The organism is Halochromatium glycolicum, assembly GCF_016584085.1.
GTDB classification, from domain to species: Bacteria; Pseudomonadota; Gammaproteobacteria; order Chromatiales; family Chromatiaceae; genus Lamprobacter; species Lamprobacter glycolicus.
In genome coordinates this window covers 152,158-171,804 of record NZ_NRSJ01000004.1, presented here as the reverse complement: position 1 = coordinate 171,804, position 19,647 = coordinate 152,158, and the positions used below count along the sequence as shown (strand labels likewise).

19 protein-coding genes are annotated in these 19,647 nt (G+C 66.1%); 12 read left to right on the top strand and 7 right to left on the bottom strand.

Going from position 1 to position 19,647, the window contains the following annotated elements:
- Positions 1 to 33 precede the first annotated feature (33 nt).
- The 10 genes from CKO40_RS03930 (at position 34) to CKO40_RS03885 (ending at position 10,758) form a co-directional block, all read left to right on the top strand.
- Positions 34 to 351 carry an ATPase gene (locus CKO40_RS03930; RefSeq protein ID WP_200344889.1) on the top strand — a complete coding sequence of 106 codons (318 nt, stop codon included), beginning with the start codon at positions 34 to 36 and terminating at the stop codon, positions 349 to 351.
- Between the two features lie 108 nt (positions 352 to 459).
- Positions 460 to 1,521: a V0D/AC39 family V-type ATPase subunit gene (locus tag CKO40_RS03925; protein WP_200344888.1), complete on the top strand. Its 1,062-nt coding sequence runs from the start codon at positions 460 to 462 to the stop codon at positions 1,519 to 1,521.
- A 341-nt stretch (positions 1,522 to 1,862) separates the two neighbouring features.
- Positions 1,863 to 3,740, top strand: coding sequence for a V-type ATP synthase subunit I (locus CKO40_RS03920; RefSeq protein WP_200344926.1), 1,878 nt, complete (start codon positions 1,863 to 1,865; stop codon positions 3,738 to 3,740).
- Between the two features lie 80 nt (positions 3,741 to 3,820).
- The gene (locus CKO40_RS03915; protein WP_200344887.1) at positions 3,821 to 4,270 is read left to right on the top strand and encodes an ATP synthase subunit C; all 450 of its coding nucleotides are present in this window, start codon (positions 3,821 to 3,823) and stop codon (positions 4,268 to 4,270) included.
- Positions 4,271 to 4,276: 6 nt separating this feature from the next.
- Positions 4,277 to 4,693, top strand: a complete 417-nt coding sequence (locus tag CKO40_RS03910; RefSeq protein ID WP_200344886.1) for a V-type ATP synthase subunit F — start codon at positions 4,277 to 4,279, stop codon at positions 4,691 to 4,693.
- Positions 4,690 to 5,331: a V-type ATP synthase subunit E family protein gene (locus CKO40_RS03905; protein ID WP_200344885.1), complete on the top strand. Its 642-nt coding sequence runs from the start codon at positions 4,690 to 4,692 to the stop codon at positions 5,329 to 5,331. The genes CKO40_RS03910 and CKO40_RS03905 overlap by 4 nt, the downstream gene beginning before the upstream one ends.
- 5 nt (positions 5,332 to 5,336) lie before the next feature.
- Positions 5,337 to 7,133, top strand: coding sequence for a V-type ATP synthase subunit A (locus tag CKO40_RS03900; RefSeq protein WP_200344884.1), 1,797 nt, complete (start codon positions 5,337 to 5,339; stop codon positions 7,131 to 7,133).
- 51 nt (positions 7,134 to 7,184) lie between these two features.
- Positions 7,185 to 8,567, top strand: a complete 1,383-nt coding sequence (locus CKO40_RS03895) for a V-type ATP synthase subunit B (RefSeq protein ID WP_200344883.1) — start codon at positions 7,185 to 7,187, stop codon at positions 8,565 to 8,567.
- Between the two features lie 159 nt (positions 8,568 to 8,726).
- On the top strand, positions 8,727 to 9,695 hold the full coding sequence (locus CKO40_RS03890; RefSeq protein ID WP_200344882.1) for an SLAC1 anion channel family protein: 969 nt from the start codon (positions 8,727 to 8,729) through the stop codon (positions 9,693 to 9,695).
- A gap of 19 nt (positions 9,696 to 9,714) precedes the next feature.
- Positions 9,715 to 10,758, top strand: coding sequence for an OmpA family protein (locus CKO40_RS03885; RefSeq protein WP_207173370.1), 1,044 nt, complete (start codon positions 9,715 to 9,717; stop codon positions 10,756 to 10,758).
- On the opposite strand, the gene truD is transcribed toward CKO40_RS03885, so the two are convergent.
- The 7 genes from truD to CKO40_RS03850 form a co-directional block, all read right to left on the bottom strand.
- Positions 10,741 to 11,895 carry a tRNA pseudouridine(13) synthase TruD gene (gene truD, locus CKO40_RS03880; RefSeq protein ID WP_242476796.1) on the bottom strand — a complete coding sequence of 385 codons (1,155 nt, stop codon included), beginning with the start codon at positions 11,893 to 11,895 and terminating at the stop codon, positions 10,741 to 10,743. The genes CKO40_RS03885 and truD overlap by 18 nt on opposite strands.
- The gene (gene ispF, locus CKO40_RS03875) at positions 11,892 to 12,377 is read right to left on the bottom strand and encodes a 2-C-methyl-D-erythritol 2,4-cyclodiphosphate synthase (protein WP_200344880.1); all 486 of its coding nucleotides are present in this window, start codon (positions 12,375 to 12,377) and stop codon (positions 11,892 to 11,894) included. The genes truD and ispF overlap by 4 nt, the downstream gene beginning before the upstream one ends.
- Positions 12,378 to 12,441: 64 nt before the next feature.
- The gene (gene ispD / locus CKO40_RS03870; RefSeq protein ID WP_338074114.1) at positions 12,442 to 13,182 is read right to left on the bottom strand and encodes a 2-C-methyl-D-erythritol 4-phosphate cytidylyltransferase; all 741 of its coding nucleotides are present in this window, start codon (positions 13,180 to 13,182) and stop codon (positions 12,442 to 12,444) included.
- Between the two features lie 80 nt (positions 13,183 to 13,262).
- The gene (gene ftsB, locus CKO40_RS03865; RefSeq protein WP_200344879.1) at positions 13,263 to 13,556 is read right to left on the bottom strand and encodes a cell division protein FtsB; all 294 of its coding nucleotides are present in this window, start codon (positions 13,554 to 13,556) and stop codon (positions 13,263 to 13,265) included.
- 69 nt (positions 13,557 to 13,625) lie between these two features.
- The gene (gene eno / locus CKO40_RS03860; protein WP_200344878.1) at positions 13,626 to 14,906 is read right to left on the bottom strand and encodes a phosphopyruvate hydratase; all 1,281 of its coding nucleotides are present in this window, start codon (positions 14,904 to 14,906) and stop codon (positions 13,626 to 13,628) included.
- Positions 14,907 to 15,038: 132 nt separating this feature from the next.
- Positions 15,039 to 15,875 (bottom strand): 3-deoxy-8-phosphooctulonate synthase, encoded by an 837-nt coding sequence (gene kdsA / locus CKO40_RS03855; RefSeq protein WP_200344877.1) that lies wholly within the window; start codon positions 15,873 to 15,875, stop codon positions 15,039 to 15,041.
- Positions 15,875 to 17,557, bottom strand: coding sequence for a CTP synthase (locus tag CKO40_RS03850; protein ID WP_200344876.1), 1,683 nt, complete (start codon positions 17,555 to 17,557; stop codon positions 15,875 to 15,877). The genes kdsA and CKO40_RS03850 overlap by 1 nt, the downstream gene beginning before the upstream one ends.
- A gap of 264 nt (positions 17,558 to 17,821) precedes the next feature.
- Between CKO40_RS03850 and CKO40_RS03845 the strand changes: the two genes are divergently transcribed.
- Positions 17,822 to 18,226 carry a sulfur globule family protein gene (locus CKO40_RS03845; protein WP_200344875.1) on the top strand — a complete coding sequence of 135 codons (405 nt, stop codon included), beginning with the start codon at positions 17,822 to 17,824 and terminating at the stop codon, positions 18,224 to 18,226.
- A gap of 344 nt (positions 18,227 to 18,570) precedes the next feature.
- Positions 18,571 to 19,329 (top strand): fumarate/nitrate reduction transcriptional regulator Fnr, encoded by a 759-nt coding sequence (fnr, locus tag CKO40_RS03840; RefSeq protein WP_200344874.1) that lies wholly within the window; start codon positions 18,571 to 18,573, stop codon positions 19,327 to 19,329.
- The last annotated feature ends 318 nt before the right edge of the window (positions 19,330 to 19,647 follow it).

Below are 19,647 nucleotides of genomic sequence, written 5' to 3'. Positions count from 1 at the left end.
CTGTTGAACCCTAGCTGCGATCTGATACCCCTGATGGACGACACGCTGAAACGACTGCTCGATGCCGAGATGCGGGCCGAGAAGATCGCGCAGGAGGCGGAGCAGGAGCAGGAGCGCATCATTCAGGCGGCGATGCGCGACGCCCGCACCCAGGATGAGCACTTCACCGCGCGCGTGCCGGACCTGCATCGGAGCTTCATCAACAAGGCGGAAGAACGCGCCGAGCAGACCGTCGCGGAGCTCAAGCGTCGTTACGACGAGCGCCATGTTCAGCTCCGTGAAACCGCCGAGAAGCGAGAGAACGAGGCCCTCGAGGCGGCCTTCGCGCTGCTGCTCGATCCAACGCGATGATCGATCGCGTCTGCGACCGAACCCCGGTCGCATCGACTGATTTGCCCCTGTACCCTGATTGATGCCGCAATCATTCGCCGTGCTCATTCGCCGTAAAGGCCACGACCGATGACCTTGGCCCCCCAGCCCTATCTCAATACCCGGGTCAGCGCGATGTCCGAACGGCTGCTGACATCGGATCAGATCGCGGCCCTGTGCGAGCTCAGCTTGCCCGATCTCGCCGAGCGCTTCGGCTTGGAGGCGTTGCTCGACGAGCAGCTCGATCGGCGCACCAAGAGCCGCGCCGTCAAACAGGCGCTGATCAACACCCTGCTCGACGAGCTGCGGGTGCTGATCCGCCCGATGAACGCAACCGAGGCAGGCCTGGTGCTGGCTTGGGGTCGGAAATACGCGCTATTCAATCTCAAGACGCTGCTACGCGGTCAGCTCTACGAGTTGGACCAAAGCGAGATCAGCGCCAATCTCTATGAGCTGCCGGCGCACGTTCGCCTGCCGCAGCAGGAGCTGTTCCGGGCCGAAGGGGTGCTCGAGCTGCTCCGCAAGCTCGAACAGGGGCCCTACAGCCTGATCGCACGCCAAGGGCGCGAGGTCTTCGAGCAGAAGCGCGAGCCCTTCGCGCTCGAGGCGGCGCTCGACCAGCGCTACTACGGCGAGATGGTCAGACGGCTGCTGCAGGTCTCCAACCAGGATGGAAACGAGCTGAAGCAGCTGCTCGGCGCCGTGCTCGATCGGGTCGGACTCCTATGGCTCTTGCGGTTCCGGTTCTCCTACGGGCTCTCGCCGAGTGAGACCTACTATCAATTGGTGCCGTCGGTGCGCTTGCTACACCGGGACCGTTTGCTGAGACTGGTCAATCTGGAGACCTTCGACGAGATCCTCGCGGCACTGCCCGAGCCGCTGACGAGCAGGCTCGCCGGCAGCACCAGCCTGATGGAGGTCCAGCGCCGCCTCGGTGGTCATGTGACCGACGAGGCCCGTCGCACCCTGGCCAACGGACAATCTGGTGTCGCGCGCGCCCTGGCCTATCTGATCCTGCGTGAGCACGGGGTGCTGGCCCTGTTCTCGATCGTCCAGGGGCAGCTGCTCGGCCTGCCGCGAGAGCTGATCGAGATCGCGGTCGAGGTGAGCGAGCCGAACTGCCCTGCCGACTCGCTGGCCGACGCGGCCTGAGCCGAGCCCATTACCCGAGCCGGAACGACCCCTTGCGGAACATCCGAACCATGCTGCGCCAACTCTCGACGACCCATCTCCGGCCGCTGGCTCGGCGTCTGCGGCAGGCCGGGACCAAGGTCCGCACGCAGCTGGCTCCACTGCTCGAGCAGGCGGAGCCACGGCTGATCAGGCTGCGCGAAGCGGCGACAACGCGCCTCCGCCCGCTGGCTCAGCGTCTTGGGCAAGCCGCGAGTGCGGCGCGCTCCCGGCTCGGTCCCATGATCGCCGAGATGCCGCAGCTCGCCCAGCGATTGCGGGCAGAGGCCGCCCAGGCCGAATTTCGGCTCCGGCCGCTGCCGATGAAGCATGTTCGGCTGCTCGTGATCACCGATGATCTCCCGCAGGCATCGCTGACACTGGCCGAGACCGAGAGCTTCCATCCCGATACCCGCGCCCCCGAGGCACAGATGCTCAGCGGCATCCCAGGGCGCGATTACCGCGATCTCTACCAGCAGGCACGCTCACGGCTCGAGAAGATCGCCAAGGTGGTACCGATCGACGACACCCCGCCCATCGAGAAGGTCCGGGTGGTCGGGCACGATGAGCTGCGCGCAGTCAATGAGCAACTCGGGGAGCGCTGGGCCGAGGCCTCACGCTTCGAGGAGGCGTTTCGGCGCATCGACGAGCAGGATCGGTTCGTGCGCGAGCAGCAGGCCTCGCTCGAGAATTTCAGTAACCTCCATATCGACTTGGGGGCACTGCGAAACAAGACCCGCTTTCTCGACTTCTATGTCGGCGTGGTGCCGCGCGAGAACGTTCGACGGCTCCAAGGTGCGGTCAGTCTCGCCGACCACCTCCTGTTCACCTACCTCGAGCGCGGCGACAGCACCCATGTCGTCATCGTCGGACCACGCGGCGAGAAGGAAGGTCAGCTCGCCTCGGTGCTGAGCTCCGCCAGCTTTCAGCCGCTGCCGATCCCGGCTGCGCTCGAGGACGCTGATCCGGCCCACAAGCGGGGTGAGCTCGCCACTCAGCGCGAGCAGCTGGAGGCAGAGCGGGCCGGGCTGCGACGCGAGCTGGCCGATTGGGAGCAGACGCATCACGACCGCCTGCTCGAGGCACAGCGCGCACTGTTGCTCGCTGAGCCCTTCGTGACGCTGGACCCGTCGATCCGCAGCGCAGGCCATCTCGCCGCGCTCGCCGGCTGGGTACCGGCGCGCGCCGTCTCCGAGCTCGAGGCGCGCCTGCGCGGCAGTCTGGCGCTGCCCTTTGAGCTCGAACAGCGTGCGCCGACTGCGAACGAGCGACCGCTGGTGCCCTCGGTTCCGATCAAGCACCGGCTGCTCGCACCGTTCACGATGTTGGTCAAGCAATACGGTATCCCGCAATACGGCGAGGTCGATCCGACCCCGCTGTTCGCGGTGACCTTTCTACTGATGTTCGGCTCCATGTTCGGCGACGTCGGTCAGGGCGCGACGATCGCCGGACTCGCCTGGGCATTCCGCGAGAAGCTGGGGCGCTTCTATCTGTTCGGTGTGATGGCCGGCCTATCATCGGTCCTGTTCGGGTTCCTCTACGGCAGCATCTTCGGTTACGAGGAGGTGCTGCCGGCACTCTGGACCAGCCCGATCCACCACCCGATCCTGATGCTGAAGATCGCGCTCGGCTACGGCGTCGTCTTCATTGCGGTCGCGTGCCTGCTGGCGATCTACAACCGCCTGGTCGTCAAGGACATCGCCGCGGCGCTGTTCGGCCATCATGGCCTGGTCAATCTGATCTTCTACCTGGCGATGGTCTTCGGAGGGCTGGGCCTCGCAGGAAGCGGCGAATTCGGCAACGGCCCGTTGCTGCTGATCCTGCTCTCGCTCGCGGCGTTGGCGGTCCATGCCTGGCGTCACCTGGAGGCACCGTTCAGCGAGAAGGTCTTGGTCGTCTTCATCGAGACCCTCGAAACCGTCGTTGGCTACATCTCCAATACCCTCTCGTTCCTGCGTGTTGCCGCGTTCAGCCTGAATCATGCTGCGCTGTCGCTCGCAGTGCTGACACTCGCCAGCATGATGGGCCCGGCAGGTCATCTGATCACCGTGATCCTGGGCAACCTGTTCGTGCTGGTCCTCGAGGGCGGTATCGTGATGATCCAGGTGATGCGTCTGCAATACTACGAGGGCTTTTCCCGCTATTTCTCCGGTGATGGCCATGAATTCTCGCCGCTGCGGCTGCGGCGCCGCGCGGCCTGATAGGACGCGTTCCGCCGGCGCCTGCTGCACCCCGATCGACTCCCTGACAGACCCTTGACCGAACACTGAGGTACCCATCCATGTACTGGCTCGTTGCACTGATGTCCTTCGCCATCCTTGGCCTCGTCGTGACCGGCGTCGCCTTGGAGATGCGCCCCGCCGGCGCGCCCCTGCGACTGCCGCGCTGGGCCAAGCCGGCGATGGGCACCCAGCTCCTGGTCTTCATCGGCGCCCAGCTCGGACTCTTGGTACTGGGCATCGATCAGGTCTTCGCCCAGGAGAGCGTCGAGACGATCGAGGTGCTCGAGGTCAGCACCGGAATGGGTCTCGCGATCATCGGTGCCGGTATCCCGACCGCCCTGTCCACGATCGGTGCCGGCATCGCTGTCGGCCCCATCGGCGCTGCGTCACTGGCAGCTATCACCGAAAAGCCGGAGAATCTCGGGCGCACGCTGATCTATCTCGGGCTTGCCGAAGGCATCGCGATCTATGGACTGGTCGTCTCGATCCTGCTGCTGAACCGGATCTGATCTGGGATGAGCGAGCCGAATCCGAGCGCGCCGGCGTCTGGCGTCCCGAATACGCCGAATGCGCCGCAAGCGGAGCCGCCGCCGACCCGGATGCTGTTCCTCGGCGATGAGAGCCTCGCCGAGGGCTTCAGCGTGATCGGCTTCGAGACCTATCCGAATCCGCCCGCGTCCGAGGTCGATCGCGTGTTCCGCGAGCTGCGCGCCGCGCGCGACAAGGCCTTCGTGATCGTCGATGACGCAGTGATGAGCATGGACGTGGACCACCTCAAGCGGGTGCGCCGAGAGGGCGGGCGGATCGTCGTCATCGCAGTGCCGCCGCTGTCCGCTCCGCCGGTCCTCAGCAGCGAGGTCGCGGAACGGCTCGCCAGCATGTTCGGGAGTGCCAACCTGATGCAACCGACCGCTACCAAGGACTCGACGTGACCCAAGCAGACGAGCTCGAGAATGCCATTCTGGCCCGGGCCGAGCGCCTGGCCAGCGAGTACCGCGAGCGCGCCCAGCGCTCGCGCGACAACATCCTCCGCGATGCCGCCGAGAAGTTGCGCCTGCGCGAGCAGCGTGAGGAGGCGATCGCCAAGACCCTCGGCGATCGCGCCTACCGCCAGCAGGTGCAGGCCGAGGAGCTGAAGCTGCAAAGCCATCTGGACCTGGTGCGCTGGAATCTGGTGCGCGATGTCGAGTCGCGGCTGGCCGAGCAGATGGAGGCCCACCGCAAGGACAGCACCGCCTACCTGAAGACACTGCAGGGCTTCATTCAGACCGCGCTGACCGAGATGGAACGCTCGCAGGTGATCCTGCGCGCCAACAGCGCCGACCTCAAGCTGCTCACCAAGCAGTGGGACAGGGTCGCCGAGACCCTGCCGGCCGACACCCAGGCCAACCTGGACGAGAACCCGATCGAGACGCTTGGCGGTGTAATGATCGAGAGCAGCGACGGAAAGATCCGGGTCGACAATACCTTCGAAGGACGGCTGGCACGGCTGCGCAGCCGGTTGCAGCAAGTCATCCTGGAGCGGCTGGTCCCGAGCGGCTTCGACACCGGCAGCATCTTCGGGGGCTGAGCGAGATGAGCGAGCAACAGAACAAGGGCTTCGTCCGCGAGATCAACGGGCCCATCGTCACCATCGATCTGCCCGGCATCCGCAGCGGCGAGCAGGTCAGGATCGGCGAGCTCGGGCTGGTCGGCGAGGTCATCTCGCTGGCCGGGCGCGAGGCGGTCGTTCAGACCTACGAGAGCACCGATGGTGTTCGGCCCGGCGAGCCGGCGGAAGGCTTGGGGTGGCCGCTCTCGGTCGAGCTCGGCCCCGGCCTGCTCGGTGAGATCTTCGACGGCATCCAACGACCGCTGGAGAAGATTGCGCTGGAATCGGGCGACTACATCCGCCGTGGGCTCGCGCTGCCGGGCCTGGACCGAGAGAAGCGCTGGGAATTCGAGCCCAACCCCGAGCTTGCACCGGGGCAGTCGATCGGTCCCGGAACCGTGCTCGGCACCGTGCAAGAGACCGAGACCATCCAGCACAGGATCCTGGTGCCGCCGGATCATCAGGGCGAGCTGACCGAGCTCGCGCCCGGCGGCGAGTACCGGGTCGAGGACAGCATCGCTCATCTGCGCGATGCGCACGGGCACAGCCTGCACCTGACGCTGTTCCATCGTTGGCCGGTCCGCAAGCCGCGCCCGTATCGCCAGCGCGACGATGGCATCTCGCCGTTGATCACCGGCCAACGGGTGATCGACAGCTTCTTCCCGCAGCTCAAGGGCGGTAAGGGTGCAGTGCCCGGCCCATTCGGCGCCGGTAAGACGGTCGTGCAGCAGCAGATCGCGCGCTGGTCGAACGCCGATATCGTGATCTACGTCGGCTGCGGCGAGCGCGGCAACGAGCTGGTCGACGTGCTCGAGAGCTTCCCGCAGCTCGAGGACCCCTATACCGGCCGCAAGCTGATGGAGAAGACGCTGCTGGTCGCCAACACCTCGAACATGCCGGTGGTCGCGCGCGAGGCCTCGGTCTACGTCGGCCTGACCATGGCCGAGTACTACCGCGACATGGGCTACGACGTGGTGATGCTGGCCGACTCGACCAGCCGCTGGGCCGAGGCGCTGCGCGAGGTCTCCGGCCGCCTCGGCCAGATGCCGGTCGAGGAAGGCTATCCGGCCTACCTGGCGTCGCGTCTGGCCGCGGTCTACGAGCGCGCCGGCCGCGTCGAGACCTACAACGCCGGCGCCGGCTCGGTGACCCTGATCGGTGCCGTCTCGCCGCCGGGCGGTGACTTCTCGGAGCCGGTGACCAGCCACACCAAGGACATCATCGAGACCTTCTGGGCGCTCTCGAAGGAGCTCGCCGACGCCCGCCATTACCCGAGCATCGACTGGGTCACCAGCTTCTCCGGCCACGTGCATGCCGCCGCCGAATGGTGGCACAAGGAGGTCGATCGGCATTGGGAGGGACGCCGTACCGAGGCCCTGGCCTTGCTCGCCCGCGACGCCGAGCTCTCGCGCATCGTCAATCTGGTCGGCCCCGAGGCGCTCTCCGATGCCCAGCGCTGGCAGCTCGAGGGCGCCTCGCTGATCAAGGAAGGTGTGCTGCAGCAGAGCGCGCTCGATGAGGTCGACACCTTCTGTTCGCCGCAGAAACAGTTCGCCCTGCTCGATCTCGCCCTCTCGACCTATGACAAGGGCATGACCCTGATCGAGATTGGCGTTCCGGTCAGCCATCTGCAGGACCTGCCGCAGCTGGCCAAGGCGCGCCGCTGCAAATCGATGTACACCAGTGAACAGGTCGCGCGCATCAACGACCTCGCGCGCGAGATCGACGAGGCCTTCGAGTCGATCCGGCTCGAGTACGCGAAGCAGCATACCGATGACTGAGCGCGCCGCGTCTTCCCGGAATCCAGCCCCTAGCAGCTTGTCCTTCCTGCCATGAGCATCAAAGAATACCGAACCGCCAGCGAGGTCCGCGGCGGGCTGATCCTGGTCCGCGACACACCGGGTGTCGCGTTCGGCGACCGCGTGCGCATCTCGGACGGCCGTGGCGGCACCCGTGACGGCCAGGTCATCCGCGCATCCAATGAGGAGGTGATGATCCTGGTGTTCGAGGGCACCGATGACCTCGACCTCGAGGCGGTCTGGGTCCGTTTCCTCGACGAGCCGGTCGAGATCGCCCTCTCGCCCGAGATCCTCGGTCGCGAGCTGAACGGCCTCGGTGAGCCGCGTGACGGCCGTCCGCCGATCCTCTCCCACATCCGGCGCCCAGTCGGTGGCTCGGCGATCAACCCGGCCGCGCGCAGCTATCCGCGCGAGTTCATCCAGACCGGCATCTCGACGATCGACGGGCTGAACTCATTGGTGCGCGGCCAAAAATTGCCGATCTTCTCGGGCTCCGGGCTGCCTCACAACCGGCTCGCGGCCCAGATCGTGCGCCAGGCCAAGCTCAAGGACGAGGACTCGAGCTTCTCGATCGTGTTCGCGGCGATGGGCGTGAGCTACGCCGACGCCAAGTTCTTCCGCGACGAGTTCGCGAGCTCCGGCGTGCTGCGCAACGTGGTGATGTTCGTCAACCTGGCCGATGACCCGCCGGTCGAGCGCCTGACCCTGCCCCGCACCGCGCTGACGGCGGCCGAGTACCTGGCCTATGATCTCGACCGCCATGTGCTGGTGGTGATGACCGACATGACCTACTACGCCGAGGCGCTGCGCGAGGTCGCGACCGCCAAGGGCGATGTCCCGGCGCGCAAGGGCTATCCGGGCTATCTCTACTCGGACCTGGCCGAGATCTACGAGCGCTGCGGCCGTATCCACGAGCGCCACGGCTCGATCACGATGATGCCGGTGGTCTCGATGCCGTCCGATGACATCACCCATCCGATCCCGGACCTGACCGGCTATATCACCGAGGGGCAGATCGTGCTCTCGCGCGAACTGCAGAACCAGGGCATCTACCCGCCGGTACACATCTCGCCGAGCCTGTCGCGACTGATGAAGGACGGCATCGGTAAGGACGACACCCGCGAGGACCATCCCAAGGTCGCGGCGCAGCTCTATGCGCTCTATGCGCGCGCGCTCGAGACCCGCAACCTCGCCAGCATCATCGGCGCCGACGAGCTCTCCGAGCGCGACCGGCGCTACCTGAAGTTCGCCGATGACTTCGACCAGCGCTTCGTCGGCCAGGGCGAGTCCGAGGACCGCAGCATCGAGGCCACGCTGAACCTGGCCTGGGAGCTGATGAGTGCCTTCCCGCGCGACGCCCTGATCCGTCTCTCCGAGACCGAGATCGCGAAGTACTACCAGGGCGATAGCGGCTGACCCTGATGGGTCCTCGGCTGCCGCACCGGCGCCGTGCGGCAAATCCGACCAAGCCACTCCGACATCGATCAATGCGCCGCTGAGCGCGGTTTGCCTACACTCCGGCTATCTCGCGCCCGACTCCGCGTCCGGGTCGCCCGTTCTTGTCCGGAGGCACCCATGTCGACGATGCAATCCGCGCTGCGGCTGCGTCATTTCCCGGCGTCCTTCTTCGCGATGGTGATGGGGCTGGCTGGCCTGACCATCAGTTGGGAGAAGGCGCAACAGATCTTGCAGCTCGAGCTCGGCCTCGTGCCCTGGCTGCTCGCCTTCACCGCTGCCGTCTTCGTGCTGATCGCGCTGCTCTATGGCGCCAAGCTCGTCTTGCACCGCGACGCGGTGCTGGAAGAGCTACGCCATCCGGTGCGGCTCAACTTCTTTCCGACCCTATCGATCAGTCTGTTGCTGCTCTCGATCGCATTACTGTCATCGCGGCCTCAGCTCAGCCTCGTGCTGTGGGCCGTCGGCGCTGCCACTCAGCTCGCGTTAACCCTCTACATCGTCGGCGACTGGATGCACGGCACAAGGTTCCAGGTCCATCACCTGAACCCGTCCTGGTTCATCCCGGCGGTCGGCAACGTACTGGTCCCGATCGCCGGGGTGCCGTTGGGATTCGTCGATCTGTCCTGGTTCTATTTCAGTGCCGGATTCTTGCTGTGGTCGGTGCTGATGATTAGCGTCTTCTACCGGGTGCTCTTCCATCACCCGCTCGAGGCACGGCTGATGCCGACCCTGTTCATCTTGATCGCACCGCCTGCTGTCGGCTTCATTGCCTACAGCCGCCTGGTCGACGAGCTCGACGTCTTTGCCCATGCGCTCTATTTCGCTGCGCTGTTCCTGACATTGCTGCTGCTGGTGCAGGCGCCCCGGTTTCTGCGGCTGCGCTTCTATCTCTCCTGGTGGGCCTATTCGTTCCCGCTCGCCGCCGTGAGCATCGCGATGATGGTGATGTACGAGCGCACCGGTACCGTCTTGCATCGGGACCTCGCAATCGGACTGCTGATGATGCTGAGCGGCATCGTGCTGCTGCTGCTCGTCTCGACCGTCACCGCGGTCCTGCAGCGCCGCATCTGCGTGCCAGAACAGTGATGGAGGCCTGACCGGCATGATGACCAACTCGACACCAGTGAGCGACCAAGCGACCCCAACCCCGGGGTCGGCCGACGAGCTCGCGACCGCCGCCCTCCCCGGCGGCGACGACCCGACCCCCGCGATCGATGCACCGGAGACTCAACTGCGCATCACTGCGGTGATCAGCCTGCTGGTCGCGCTCTTCGGCGCGGGACTGTTCGCCGTCCGTGCAGTCGAGCAGACGCGCGAGGCCGGCGCTGAGGCCGTTGCGCGCACCACCCTGCTCGCCGCTGAGGAGCGTGCTGCGCTCGAGGCCGAGAACACCGATCTCGAGGGCCAGCTCGCCGACGCCACCGCCCGGATTGCGCAGTTGGAGCAAGCGCAAGCTGAGACCGAGGCCCGCGCCGCCGAGCTGGAGCAGGCCAAGACGTCTGCACAAGCCCGCGCCGCGCGGCTGGAGCAGGCGCAGGCGGCCGCTCAGTACCTCAACAAAGACCTGGAGCTCAAGGCACAGCAGGCGGCGCTCGCGGCCGAAAACGCCAAGCTCACGGAGCAGATCGCCCGCGCCAAGGCCAGACTCGCGACCGCGAACACTGGCTTGGACGCGGGAAGCGCAGCGAGGGGCCAGAGCGAGAGTGGTCCGAGCCAAGCAACCGTGCTTGGCGAGCGCTGGCCGGCCTATGCCGCATTGGGCGCCCGCTTCACCGACGACGGCATGCTTGTCACGCTCGGTGAGCAGGCACTGCGCTTCGAGACCGGTTCGGCAACACTCGCGAATCAGGAGCCGAGCGCGCTCCGCGAGGTGAACCAATTCCTGGCAACGCATCCCGAGGTGCGCGTCGAGCTGCGCGGCCACACCGATAACACCGGTCCCGCCGAGGCCAATCGCGCGCTCTCCGAGCAGCGCGCCGAGGCGGTCAAGGAGGTCCTGGTATCGCTTGGCACCAGCGCGGAGCGGATCAGGATCGAGGGGCGCGGCGAGCAGGAGCCGATCGCCGATAACCGAACTGCAGCGGGCCGCCGCGCGAACCGGCGTGTCGAGATCCTGTTGATCGCGGACCGATCAGACCTCGACGGCTAATGCAGGTCGTCCGGCTGAGGGCCCGTCACCCTCGTGCTGAGGTGGGCGCTCCCGGCAGGTGCAGAGCTCGCGGATAGCCGCGGTCGCATAGCCTCCAGCCGGCAGGATGAAACGCAGGATCACATCATTCTCGGCGGTCCATTCCAGCGTCAGCGACTCGATGTCCAAGCGCAGCGGCCGTCTCTCCTGCTTCAGGCCGGTCTCGCTGAGCCCGTCGATCCAATCCGGGTAGGCGGAAGCAACCTCTTGCTCGAGCGCCTGCACCGCATCCTGCGTCAAGGGCTCACCGGCACCGAAGAGCGGTCCGGTCGGGCTCAGGTCACCGGCGACCAGACGCGACTCGATCCGGGCATCGACCTCCTCAACCAAGAAATGCGAATGGCTGCCGCGCAGCTGCAGCCGGTCGCCAACCAGCGCCCGCAGCCACTCGCCGCGCTCGACGCGCCGTGCGAGGGCCTCGTTGAAGAGCTGCGAGCGCGCGGCCGAGATCCAGAGCCCGCGTTGGTGGCGTGTCGCGCGCGGCGCCGCCCCGGCGAACAACGCCTGGGCGCGCAGCAGATTGCCCTCGTTGCGCCCGAACCGCTGCGCACCAAAATAGTTCGGTGCCCCTTGCGCAGCGAGCATATCCAGTCGTTTCGCAGCGGCATCGAGATCCCCTTCGACCCCGCGCAGACGAATGACGAACCGGTTTCCGGCCAGATTGCCGCGCTTGAGCTTACGCCGATGCCGGGATTGCTCCAGCACCTCGAGACCATCCTCGGCCAGCAATCGCCAACGCGGCTCCGGCGAGCGCCCGAGGTGGACCGAGAACCATTGGGTGGTCACCGCGTGACGGTCCTTGAGTCCGGCATAGCCGACCGCCTTGACCGAGACGCCAGCGAGCGCCGCGATCCGCCGTGCCGCCCATTCCGTGTTGGCCGAGGTCTTGCGCACCCGCAGCAACGCATGCTCACCGTCGCCATCCGGACCGAACGCGAGCTGTTCATCCACGATGAAGTCATCGGGCTGGCTGCGCAGCCAGGCGCGCAGCGGCGGATCTCCGAAGGCGTAGGGCAACTCGACGAAGGAACGCCAGGGTCGCCAGGCGTCCGGCGTGGTGCCGTTGAATGGCACCATCGACCGCATGGGCTCACTCATGATCCGCCCCCTGGGCTCGGCTCGTCCAGCAACACCGCCGCGAACGCCGCGATCCCCTCGCCTCGACCGGTAAAGCCCATGCGCTCGGTCGTCGTCGCCTTGACGTTGACCCGAGCACACTGGATATCGGCCGCGATGCAATCTCGCATCGCCTGGATATGAGGCGCCAGCTTCGGTACCTGAGCGGCGATGGTGACATCGGCGTTGTGGACGCTCAGGCCGCGCTCGGTGAGTGCGTTCATCACCCGACGCAGCAGGAGACGGCTGTCGATATCCTTGAACGCGGCATCGGTATCCGGAAAGTGATGACCGATGTCACCCAGTCCGGCGGCGCCAAGCAGCGCATCGCAGAGCGCATGGAGCACGACGTCGCCATCCGAATGGGCCGCCAGACCCTGTGTATGCGGGATCTCGACGCCAGCGAGCACCAGCCGCCGGTCGGGCGCGAAACGATGGGCATCGATGCCTTGACCGATCAGCATCGACGTCCTTCTGTGCCGGCCCGGCACAGCCCCTGGATGGTCCTGTCTTCGACGACGCTCAGGCTCATCGCAACCCCTGCTCCTGCTGCTGCTCAAGGAAGAACTGCGCCAGAGGCAGATCCTCAGGCCGCGTGATCTTCAGGTTATCGGAGCGGCCCGAGACCAGCAACGGGCGCAGCCCCAATTGCTCGATCGCGCTCGCATCGTCGGTGATCGCGCTGCCCTGATCGCGTGCCCGCGCCAGCGCGCGGCGAAGGGTGCCAAGCGGAAACGCCTGCGGCGTATAGGCGCGCCAGAGCTGTTCCCGAGGGACGGTCCGCAGCACGCGATCACCGGACGCGGCATCGGCGACCTTGACCGTGTCGTGCACCTGTACCGCGAGCAAGGCGCCAGCTGACCCGTCGCCGAGGGCAGCGATCAACCGGTCCAGATCAAACCGTGTCAAACAGGGACGTGCCGCATCATGGACCAGCACCCAGTCGTGCTCGTCAGCATACTCGCTCAATGCCTCCAATGCGTTGGCGACCGAATCGGAGCGTTCGGTGCCACCCGCAACCCGCTGCACGGCAGGATGGGACGCATAGACCGTCTCAGCCCACCACTCGTCCTCGGCGCTCAAGGCCAGGACGCAACCGTCGATTGCCGGGTGCTCGAGCAATGTGGCCAGGCTGTGCTCGATCACGCAACGGCCGCAGAGCTCAAGATACTGCTTCGGAACGGGACCGCCGAAACGACGACCGGCGCCCGCGGCCGGTACCACGGCCCAATGCCGCGGGTCCCGGCCCGAGCTGGCCCCAGCGCCGATCTCGTCCCCAGGGCCCGATCCCGCCCCAGCCCCAGACCCAGCTCCAGACCCAGACCCAGCCCGGCCTCCGTTCTCGGCACTCATCGGTCCTGCTCCGGCAAGGGTTTCTCGACCACCTGCAGAAAGACCTCGCCGGACTGGATCATGCCGAGCTGGCTGCGGGCCCGCTCCTCGATCGCATCGAGCCCCGTCTTGAGGTCCTCGACCTCGGCAGCTAGGGCATGATTGCGGGTCTGGAGGTGAGCGAGCTCGTCTTCGGTCTCGGCGATGCGCGTGCGCAGATCATGCAGCTCGGCGAGGCTGCCCTCCCCGACCCAGAGCCGGAACTGGAGAAAGCCGAGCAAGACCACCAGGATCACGACGAGCCAGCGCATCAGGGCAATGCCTCCGCCTTGGTTTCAGGACCGGGGCCAGACCGGCCCCGACCCGTCTGTGAGAAGCGGCTATAGCGGCTGCTTGAACGCACCCTTTCCGGCATAGACCGCCGCCCCGCCCAGCTGATCCTCGATCCGCATCAGCTGGTTGTACTTGGCCACCCGGTCGGTGCGCGAGAGCGAGCCGGTCTTGATCTGACCGGTCGCGGCGGCGACGACGAGATCGGCGATGGTGGTGTCCTCGGTCTCGCCGGAGCGGTGCGAGACGACGGCCGTGTAACCGGCATCCTGCGCCATCCGGATCGCCTCCAGGGTCTCAGTCAGCGAGCCGATCTGATTCACCTTGATCAGGATCGAGTTGGCGATGCCCTTGTCGATGCCTTCCTGCAGGATCTGGGTGTTGGTCACGAACAGGTCGTCGCCGACTAGTTGCACCTTGCCGCCGAGGCGCTCGGTATGGTCCTTCCAGCCCTCCCAGTCGCCTTCGGCCAGGCCATCCTCGATACTGATGATCGGGTACTGCCCGACCCAATTCAGCAGCAGATCGGTCAGGCCGGCCGCATCCAGCGTGCGGCCCTCGCCCTTCAGGTGGTACTGGCCGTTCTCGTAGAACTCGGAGCTGGCCACGTCCATCCCGAGGTAGATGTCCTGCCCGGCCTTATAGCCGGCCTTCTCGATCGCCTCGAGGATCACCTCGATCGCAGCCTCGTTCGAGGGCAGGTCGGGCGCGAAGCCGCCCTCGTCGCCGACCGCGGTCGCCAGCCCGCGCCCGTTCAGCACCGCCTTCAGCGCATGGAAGACCTCGGCGCCCCAGCGCACCGCCTCGCGCAGGCTCGGCGCCCCGACCGGCAGGATCATGAACTCCTGGAAGTCGACGCTGTTATCGGCGTGCTCGCCGCCATTGATGATGTTCATCATCGGCACCGGCAGCCGATACTCGCCGCTGCCGAGCGACTGATAAAGCGGCATCGCATTCTCCTGCGCGGCCGCATGCGCGGCGGCCATCGAGACGCCGAGGATTGCGTTGGCGCCGAGCCGCGCCTTGTTGTCGGTGCCGTCGAGCTCGATCATGCGCCGATCGAGCGCCTCCTGCTCGGTCACCTCGAGGCCGGTCACCGCCTCGCGCAGCTCGCCGTTGACGTTGGCGCAGGCGGTCAGCACGCCCTTGCCGAGATAGCGCGACTTGTCGCCGTCGCGCAGCTCGAGCGCCTCGCGCGAGCCGGTCGAGGCCCCGGACGGCACCGCCGCCCGGCCGAGCGCGCCGTCGGCGGTGACCACATCGACCTCGACGGTCGGGTTGCCGCGCGAATCCAGGATCTCACGGGCACGGACATCAACGATTTCGGACATGATTCAGACCTCTTTCGTGCAGGAATACAACGAGGTAGCAGATTGGATCTGGATGACGCTCGACCCGGCGCCCACGTCAGCGGCCGCAGCAGGGGCGTGCATTCGGTATCGGAACAACGTCCTCAGTAGTGGCTAGCGTCTGTGCTCCTCAGGGAAGCCGCTCGTCTTGACCAGCCGGTCCAGCTCGACCAGCGTCTCAAGCAGCTCGCCCATGCGCTCCAGCGGCCAGGCGTTGGGGCCGTCGCTCTTGGCCACGGCGGGGTCGGGATGGGTCTCCATGAAGACCCCGGCGACGCCGGCCGCGACAGCGGCGCGCGCCAGCACCGGCACGAACTCGCGCTGGCCGCCCGAGCTGTGGCCCTGTCCGCCCGGCAACTGCACTGAATGGGTGGCGTCGAACACCACCGGACAGCCGGTCGCGCGCATCACCGCGAGCGCGCGCATGTCGGAGACCAGATTGTTGTAGCCGAAGCTCACGCCGCGCTCGCAGACCATGACCTGCTGATTGCCGGTCGACTGGGCCTTCTCGACCACCCGCTGCATGTCCCAGGGTGCGAGGAACTGGCCCTTCTTGATGTTGACCGGCCGGCCTTGAGAGGCGACCGCGAGGATGAAATTGGTCTGCCGGCACAGGAACGCCGGTGTCTGCAAGACATCGACGACCGCGGCCACCTCGTCGAGCGGCGTATCCTCGTGCACATCGGTGAGGATCGGCACACCAATCCGCTCGCGGACGCCCTCGAGGATCTCGAGGCCGGCCTCGAGCCCTAAGCCGCGAAAGCCGTCGATCGACGAGCGGTTGGCCTTGTCGAACGAGGATTTGAAGATGAACGGGATCGCGAGCGCTTCGCTGAGTGCCTTGAGCCGGCCGGCGGTCTCCTGGGCCAGGGTCTCGCTCTCGATCACGCAGGGCCCGGCGATCAGGAACAGCGGCCGGTCGAGGCCGACCTCGAAGCCACAGAGCTCCATCAGGCCGATGCCTCGAGGTCTTCACTGCGCTGAGCATCGGCCGTTACCACCGGTTGGCGGCTGCGATGGTGCCTGAGCGCGGCCTCGATAAAACCGCGAAACAGGGCATGCCCATCCCGGGGCGTCGAGGTGAACTCCGGATGGAACTGACAGCCGACGAACCAGGGGTGATCCGGGATCTCGACGATCTCGACCAGCTTCGAGTCCAACGACCAGCCCGAGAAGCGCATCCCGGCGTCCTTCATCGCATCGCAGTAACGGTTGTTGAACTCGTAGCGGTGCCGGTGGCGCTCGCGCACCTGCGGCCGACCATAGGTCGCGCGCGCCAGGCTGCCCGGCTCCAGCCGGCAGTTCTGGCCGCCGAGGCGCATCGTACCGCCCTTGTCGGAGTCGGCGCTGCGCGTCTCCCGTCGGCCCTGTTCGGTCTGCCATTCGGTGATCAGCGCGATCACCGGATGCGGCGTGTCCTGCTCGAATTCGGTGCTATGGGCGCCTTCCAGCCGCGCGACGTTGCGGGCGTACTCGATCACTGCGACCTGCATCCCGAGGCAGATGCCGAGGTACGGCACACGCTTGGTGCGGGCGTAATTGACCGCTGCGATCTTGCCCTCGATCCCGCGCTCACCAAAGCCGCCCGGGACCAGCACGGCGTCCAAGCCGTCGAGCGATCGCACCCCGTTCGTCTCGATGTCCTCGGAATCGAGATAGCGGATCTGGACCCGGGTGCCGGTATGCACACCGGCATGGGTCAGCGCCTCCGAGAGCGACTTGTAGGCCTCGGTCAGACCCATGTACTTGCCGACCATGCCGACCGTGACCGATTCACGCGGGTGCTCGAGCCCCTCGAGCACCCGGTTCCACTCGGACAGATCGGCCTCCGGGACCTCGAGCCCGAACTGTCGGACCACGAGCGAATCGAGCTCCTGCGCGTGCAGCAGCATCGGGATGCGGTAGATATGGTCGGCATCGGCCGCCGAGATCACGGCCCGCTCGGGCACATTCGTGAACAGCGCGATCTTGCGGCGCTCGTCATCCGGCAAGTCCTGCTCGGCCCGACAGAGTAGTATATCCGGCTGGATACCGATCGAGCGCAGCTCCTTGACCGAGTGTTGGGTCGGCTTGGTCTTGATCTCGCCGGCGGCCGGGATATAGGGAACCAGGGTCAGGTGCATGAAGAGCGCGTTCTCGACGCCGACCTCGACCCGCATCTGCCGGATCGCTTCGAGGAACGGCAGCGATTCGATGTCGCCGACGGTGCCGCCGATCTCGACGATGGCGACGTCGGCCTCATCGGCGCCGAGGCGGATCGCGTGCTTGATCTCGTCGGTGATGTGCGGGATCACCTGCACCGTGCGGCCAAGATAATCGCCGCGACGCTCCTTGCGGATCACGCTCTCGTAGATCTGGCCGGTCGTGAAATTGTTGTTTCGGCCCATCCGGGTACGCAGGAAGCGCTCGTAGTGCCCGAGGTCGAGATCGGTCTCGGCACCATCGTCGGTCACGTAGACCTCACCATGTTGAAACGGGCTCATCGTGCCCGGATCGACATTGATGTAGGGGTCGAGCTTGATCATCGTCACCTTCAGGCCGCGCGCTTCGAGCAGCGCGGCGAGGGAGGCGGACGCAATACCTTTGCCGAGCGACGAGACAACGCCGCCGGTTACGAAGATGAGCTTGGACATGAGCGCAGAGGCAGACGGCTAGGGTCCAGATAGGATACCGCGGTCACGTTAGCAAATCGGCCCCAACCTCTCAATTGGCGGCTGTCCGCGGACAGTGCCCAGCGCCGATGGCCCGCGCACTTCACAAGGCCCAAACGGGCACGTATACTCCGCCGCGTTCGTGATCTGCGGACCACCGTCGCCGCTCGACGCGGTATTCAGAGCAAAAGCAGACCGCGTGATGTCGCGACGGGATTGATTCACCACCTCTTGGAGCATCCAGGCATGAACAAGTTTGCAAAAGTCGTAGGCATCGCCGCCATCGCTTCCAGTGCCGCTTTCGCGATGGGCACTGCACAGGCTTGGTGGGGGCCCGGCTGGGGCGGCCCAGGCTACGGCAGCGGTTGGGGCGACGGCATGGGCGACATGTTCAGCGACATGTTCGGTGACGGCTACGGCGACTTCAACATGAGCATGAGCGGCGGTGGTCGCGGCTACGGGCGCGGACGCGGCTATGGCTATGGCCGCGGCTATGGTTATGGTTACGGCCATCCGTACGGTTATGGTTACGGCTATCCGGGCTACGGCTACGGCGCACCTTACGGCGCCCCCTATGGTGCCCCGTACGGCGCGATGCCCTATGGCGCACCGGCCGCACCGGCTGCCCCCGCGGCTGAGGAATCGAAGTAGTCAACGGCCCTTCACCGTTGCCTTGAAGCCGCGCCTCGGCGCGGCTTTTTGCGTTCGGGGTTGTCGATTTTCGCGCAATCCCCGGCTCGCCATCGGGCGCGTCTCTTAGGCGCCCGTGCGCGGCCGACCCGACTCATCCTTGCGGCCCTTGCCAGCGCGGTCCGAGCAGTCCGGCCTGGCCCGATCAGCAGCGCGCGATCGCCGGCTGCGAGTGTCTGCACCAATGGCTCGGGCTTCGTCGCTGATTCCATTGCGTAGTGCGCGTGTATGTAAACTGGATTGACGCTTGATGCATGTCAATCTGAGTTGCAGAATAGAGCGAAACCTCAACCGGGATTTTTGCCTTGACTCAGCGAAAAGTTATTTCGTTTGACACCATCCGAGTGGCCTGCAAGAACTGCTCGCTCTCGCAGCTCTGCCTGCCGATGGGACTCTCTCCCGAAGACGTCGAGCGGCTCGACGCGATCATCAAGCGATCGCGGCCGCTGCACCGGGGAGACCACCTGTTCCGAGGAGGCGAGCGTTTCCGGTCCCTCTACGTCGTCAAGACCGGCTCGGTCAAGACCTACGCACCAAGCGAAGAAGGTGGCGAGCAGGTGCTTGGTTTCCACCTCCCCGGCGAGATCATCGGGCTCGACGCGATCGACAAGTCCTGTCATGCCTGCTCGGCGAAGGTGCTCGAGACCTCGGCCATCTGCGAGGTGCCATTCCAACGGTTCGAGGAGCTTGCGGCATCGATCCCGTCGCTGCAGCATCAGATGTACCGGCTGCTCAGCAAGGAGATCGGTCAGGACGCCGATATGCTGCTGCTGCTCGGGAAGAAGAATGCCGAGGAGCGTTTGGCCGCCTTCCTGACCAGCATGTCGTCGCGGCTCAGCAGGCGCGGACTCTCCCCGACCGATTTCTATCTCAGCATGTCTCGCCATGAGATCGGCAGCTACCTCGGCCTCGCGGTCGAGACCGTCAGCCGGTTGTTCACACGCTTCCAGGAGGACGGCCTCCTGCGGGTCGACCGGAAGCATGTCGAGGTACTGGACCTGCCTGCACTGGAGATGATGGCCGGCTCACCCCCGTCCAACACCCACCAGCAACGCTCCAACTAGCGCCGGTCAAGGTCGCTGGACGGGAGGTCTGGCTGCGCGACCTCGTGAGTGAACCGCCGCCTCGATGCGGTCGAATCGATCGCGCGCTGCGCCGAGAGCCAGGGTTGCATCTGCGCGCTCAAGTTCAGCCGCCCAGGGCGCCCGTGAACGATCACTCAACGGACGCTGAATCGTCGCGCGCTTGTCAAATACCTGGTCGCCGGGCATCCTTAGCCCGCCGCACGAACGCGAACTGAGTGGCCCGCAAGACCCGTAAGACCCATGTCCTGTTGCGGTCGATCTTGCGAGAACGCGCTAAACCTTCCTCAGACCCGCCCG

Coding starts and splice junctions, on each gene's coding strand:
- CKO40_RS03930 (WP_200344889.1), top strand. CDS start 34: ATGGACGACACGCTGAAACGACTGCTCGATGCCGAGATGCGGGCCGAG.
- CKO40_RS03925 (WP_200344888.1), top strand. CDS start 460: ATGACCTTGGCCCCCCAGCCCTATCTCAATACCCGGGTCAGCGCGATG.
- CKO40_RS03920 (WP_200344926.1), top strand. CDS start 1,863: ATGAAGCATGTTCGGCTGCTCGTGATCACCGATGATCTCCCGCAGGCA.
- CKO40_RS03915 (WP_200344887.1), top strand. CDS start 3,821: ATGTACTGGCTCGTTGCACTGATGTCCTTCGCCATCCTTGGCCTCGTC.
- CKO40_RS03910 (WP_200344886.1), top strand. CDS start 4,277: ATGAGCGAGCCGAATCCGAGCGCGCCGGCGTCTGGCGTCCCGAATACG.
- CKO40_RS03900 (WP_200344884.1), top strand. CDS start 5,337: ATGAGCGAGCAACAGAACAAGGGCTTCGTCCGCGAGATCAACGGGCCC.
- CKO40_RS03895 (WP_200344883.1), top strand. CDS start 7,185: ATGAGCATCAAAGAATACCGAACCGCCAGCGAGGTCCGCGGCGGGCTG.
- CKO40_RS03890 (WP_200344882.1), top strand. CDS start 8,727: ATGTCGACGATGCAATCCGCGCTGCGGCTGCGTCATTTCCCGGCGTCC.
- CKO40_RS03885 (WP_207173370.1), top strand. CDS start 9,715: ATGACCAACTCGACACCAGTGAGCGACCAAGCGACCCCAACCCCGGGG.
- truD (WP_242476796.1), bottom strand. CDS start 11,895: ATGAGTGAGCCCATGCGGTCGATGGTGCCATTCAACGGCACCACGCCG.
- ispF (WP_200344880.1), bottom strand. CDS start 12,377: ATGCTGATCGGTCAAGGCATCGATGCCCATCGTTTCGCGCCCGACCGG.
- ftsB (WP_200344879.1), bottom strand. CDS start 13,556: ATGCGCTGGCTCGTCGTGATCCTGGTGGTCTTGCTCGGCTTTCTCCAG.
- eno (WP_200344878.1), bottom strand. CDS start 14,906: ATGTCCGAAATCGTTGATGTCCGTGCCCGTGAGATCCTGGATTCGCGC.
- kdsA (WP_200344877.1), bottom strand. CDS start 15,875: ATGGAGCTCTGTGGCTTCGAGGTCGGCCTCGACCGGCCGCTGTTCCTG.
- CKO40_RS03850 (WP_200344876.1), bottom strand. CDS start 17,557: ATGTCCAAGCTCATCTTCGTAACCGGCGGCGTTGTCTCGTCGCTCGGC.
- CKO40_RS03845 (WP_200344875.1), top strand. CDS start 17,822: ATGAACAAGTTTGCAAAAGTCGTAGGCATCGCCGCCATCGCTTCCAGT.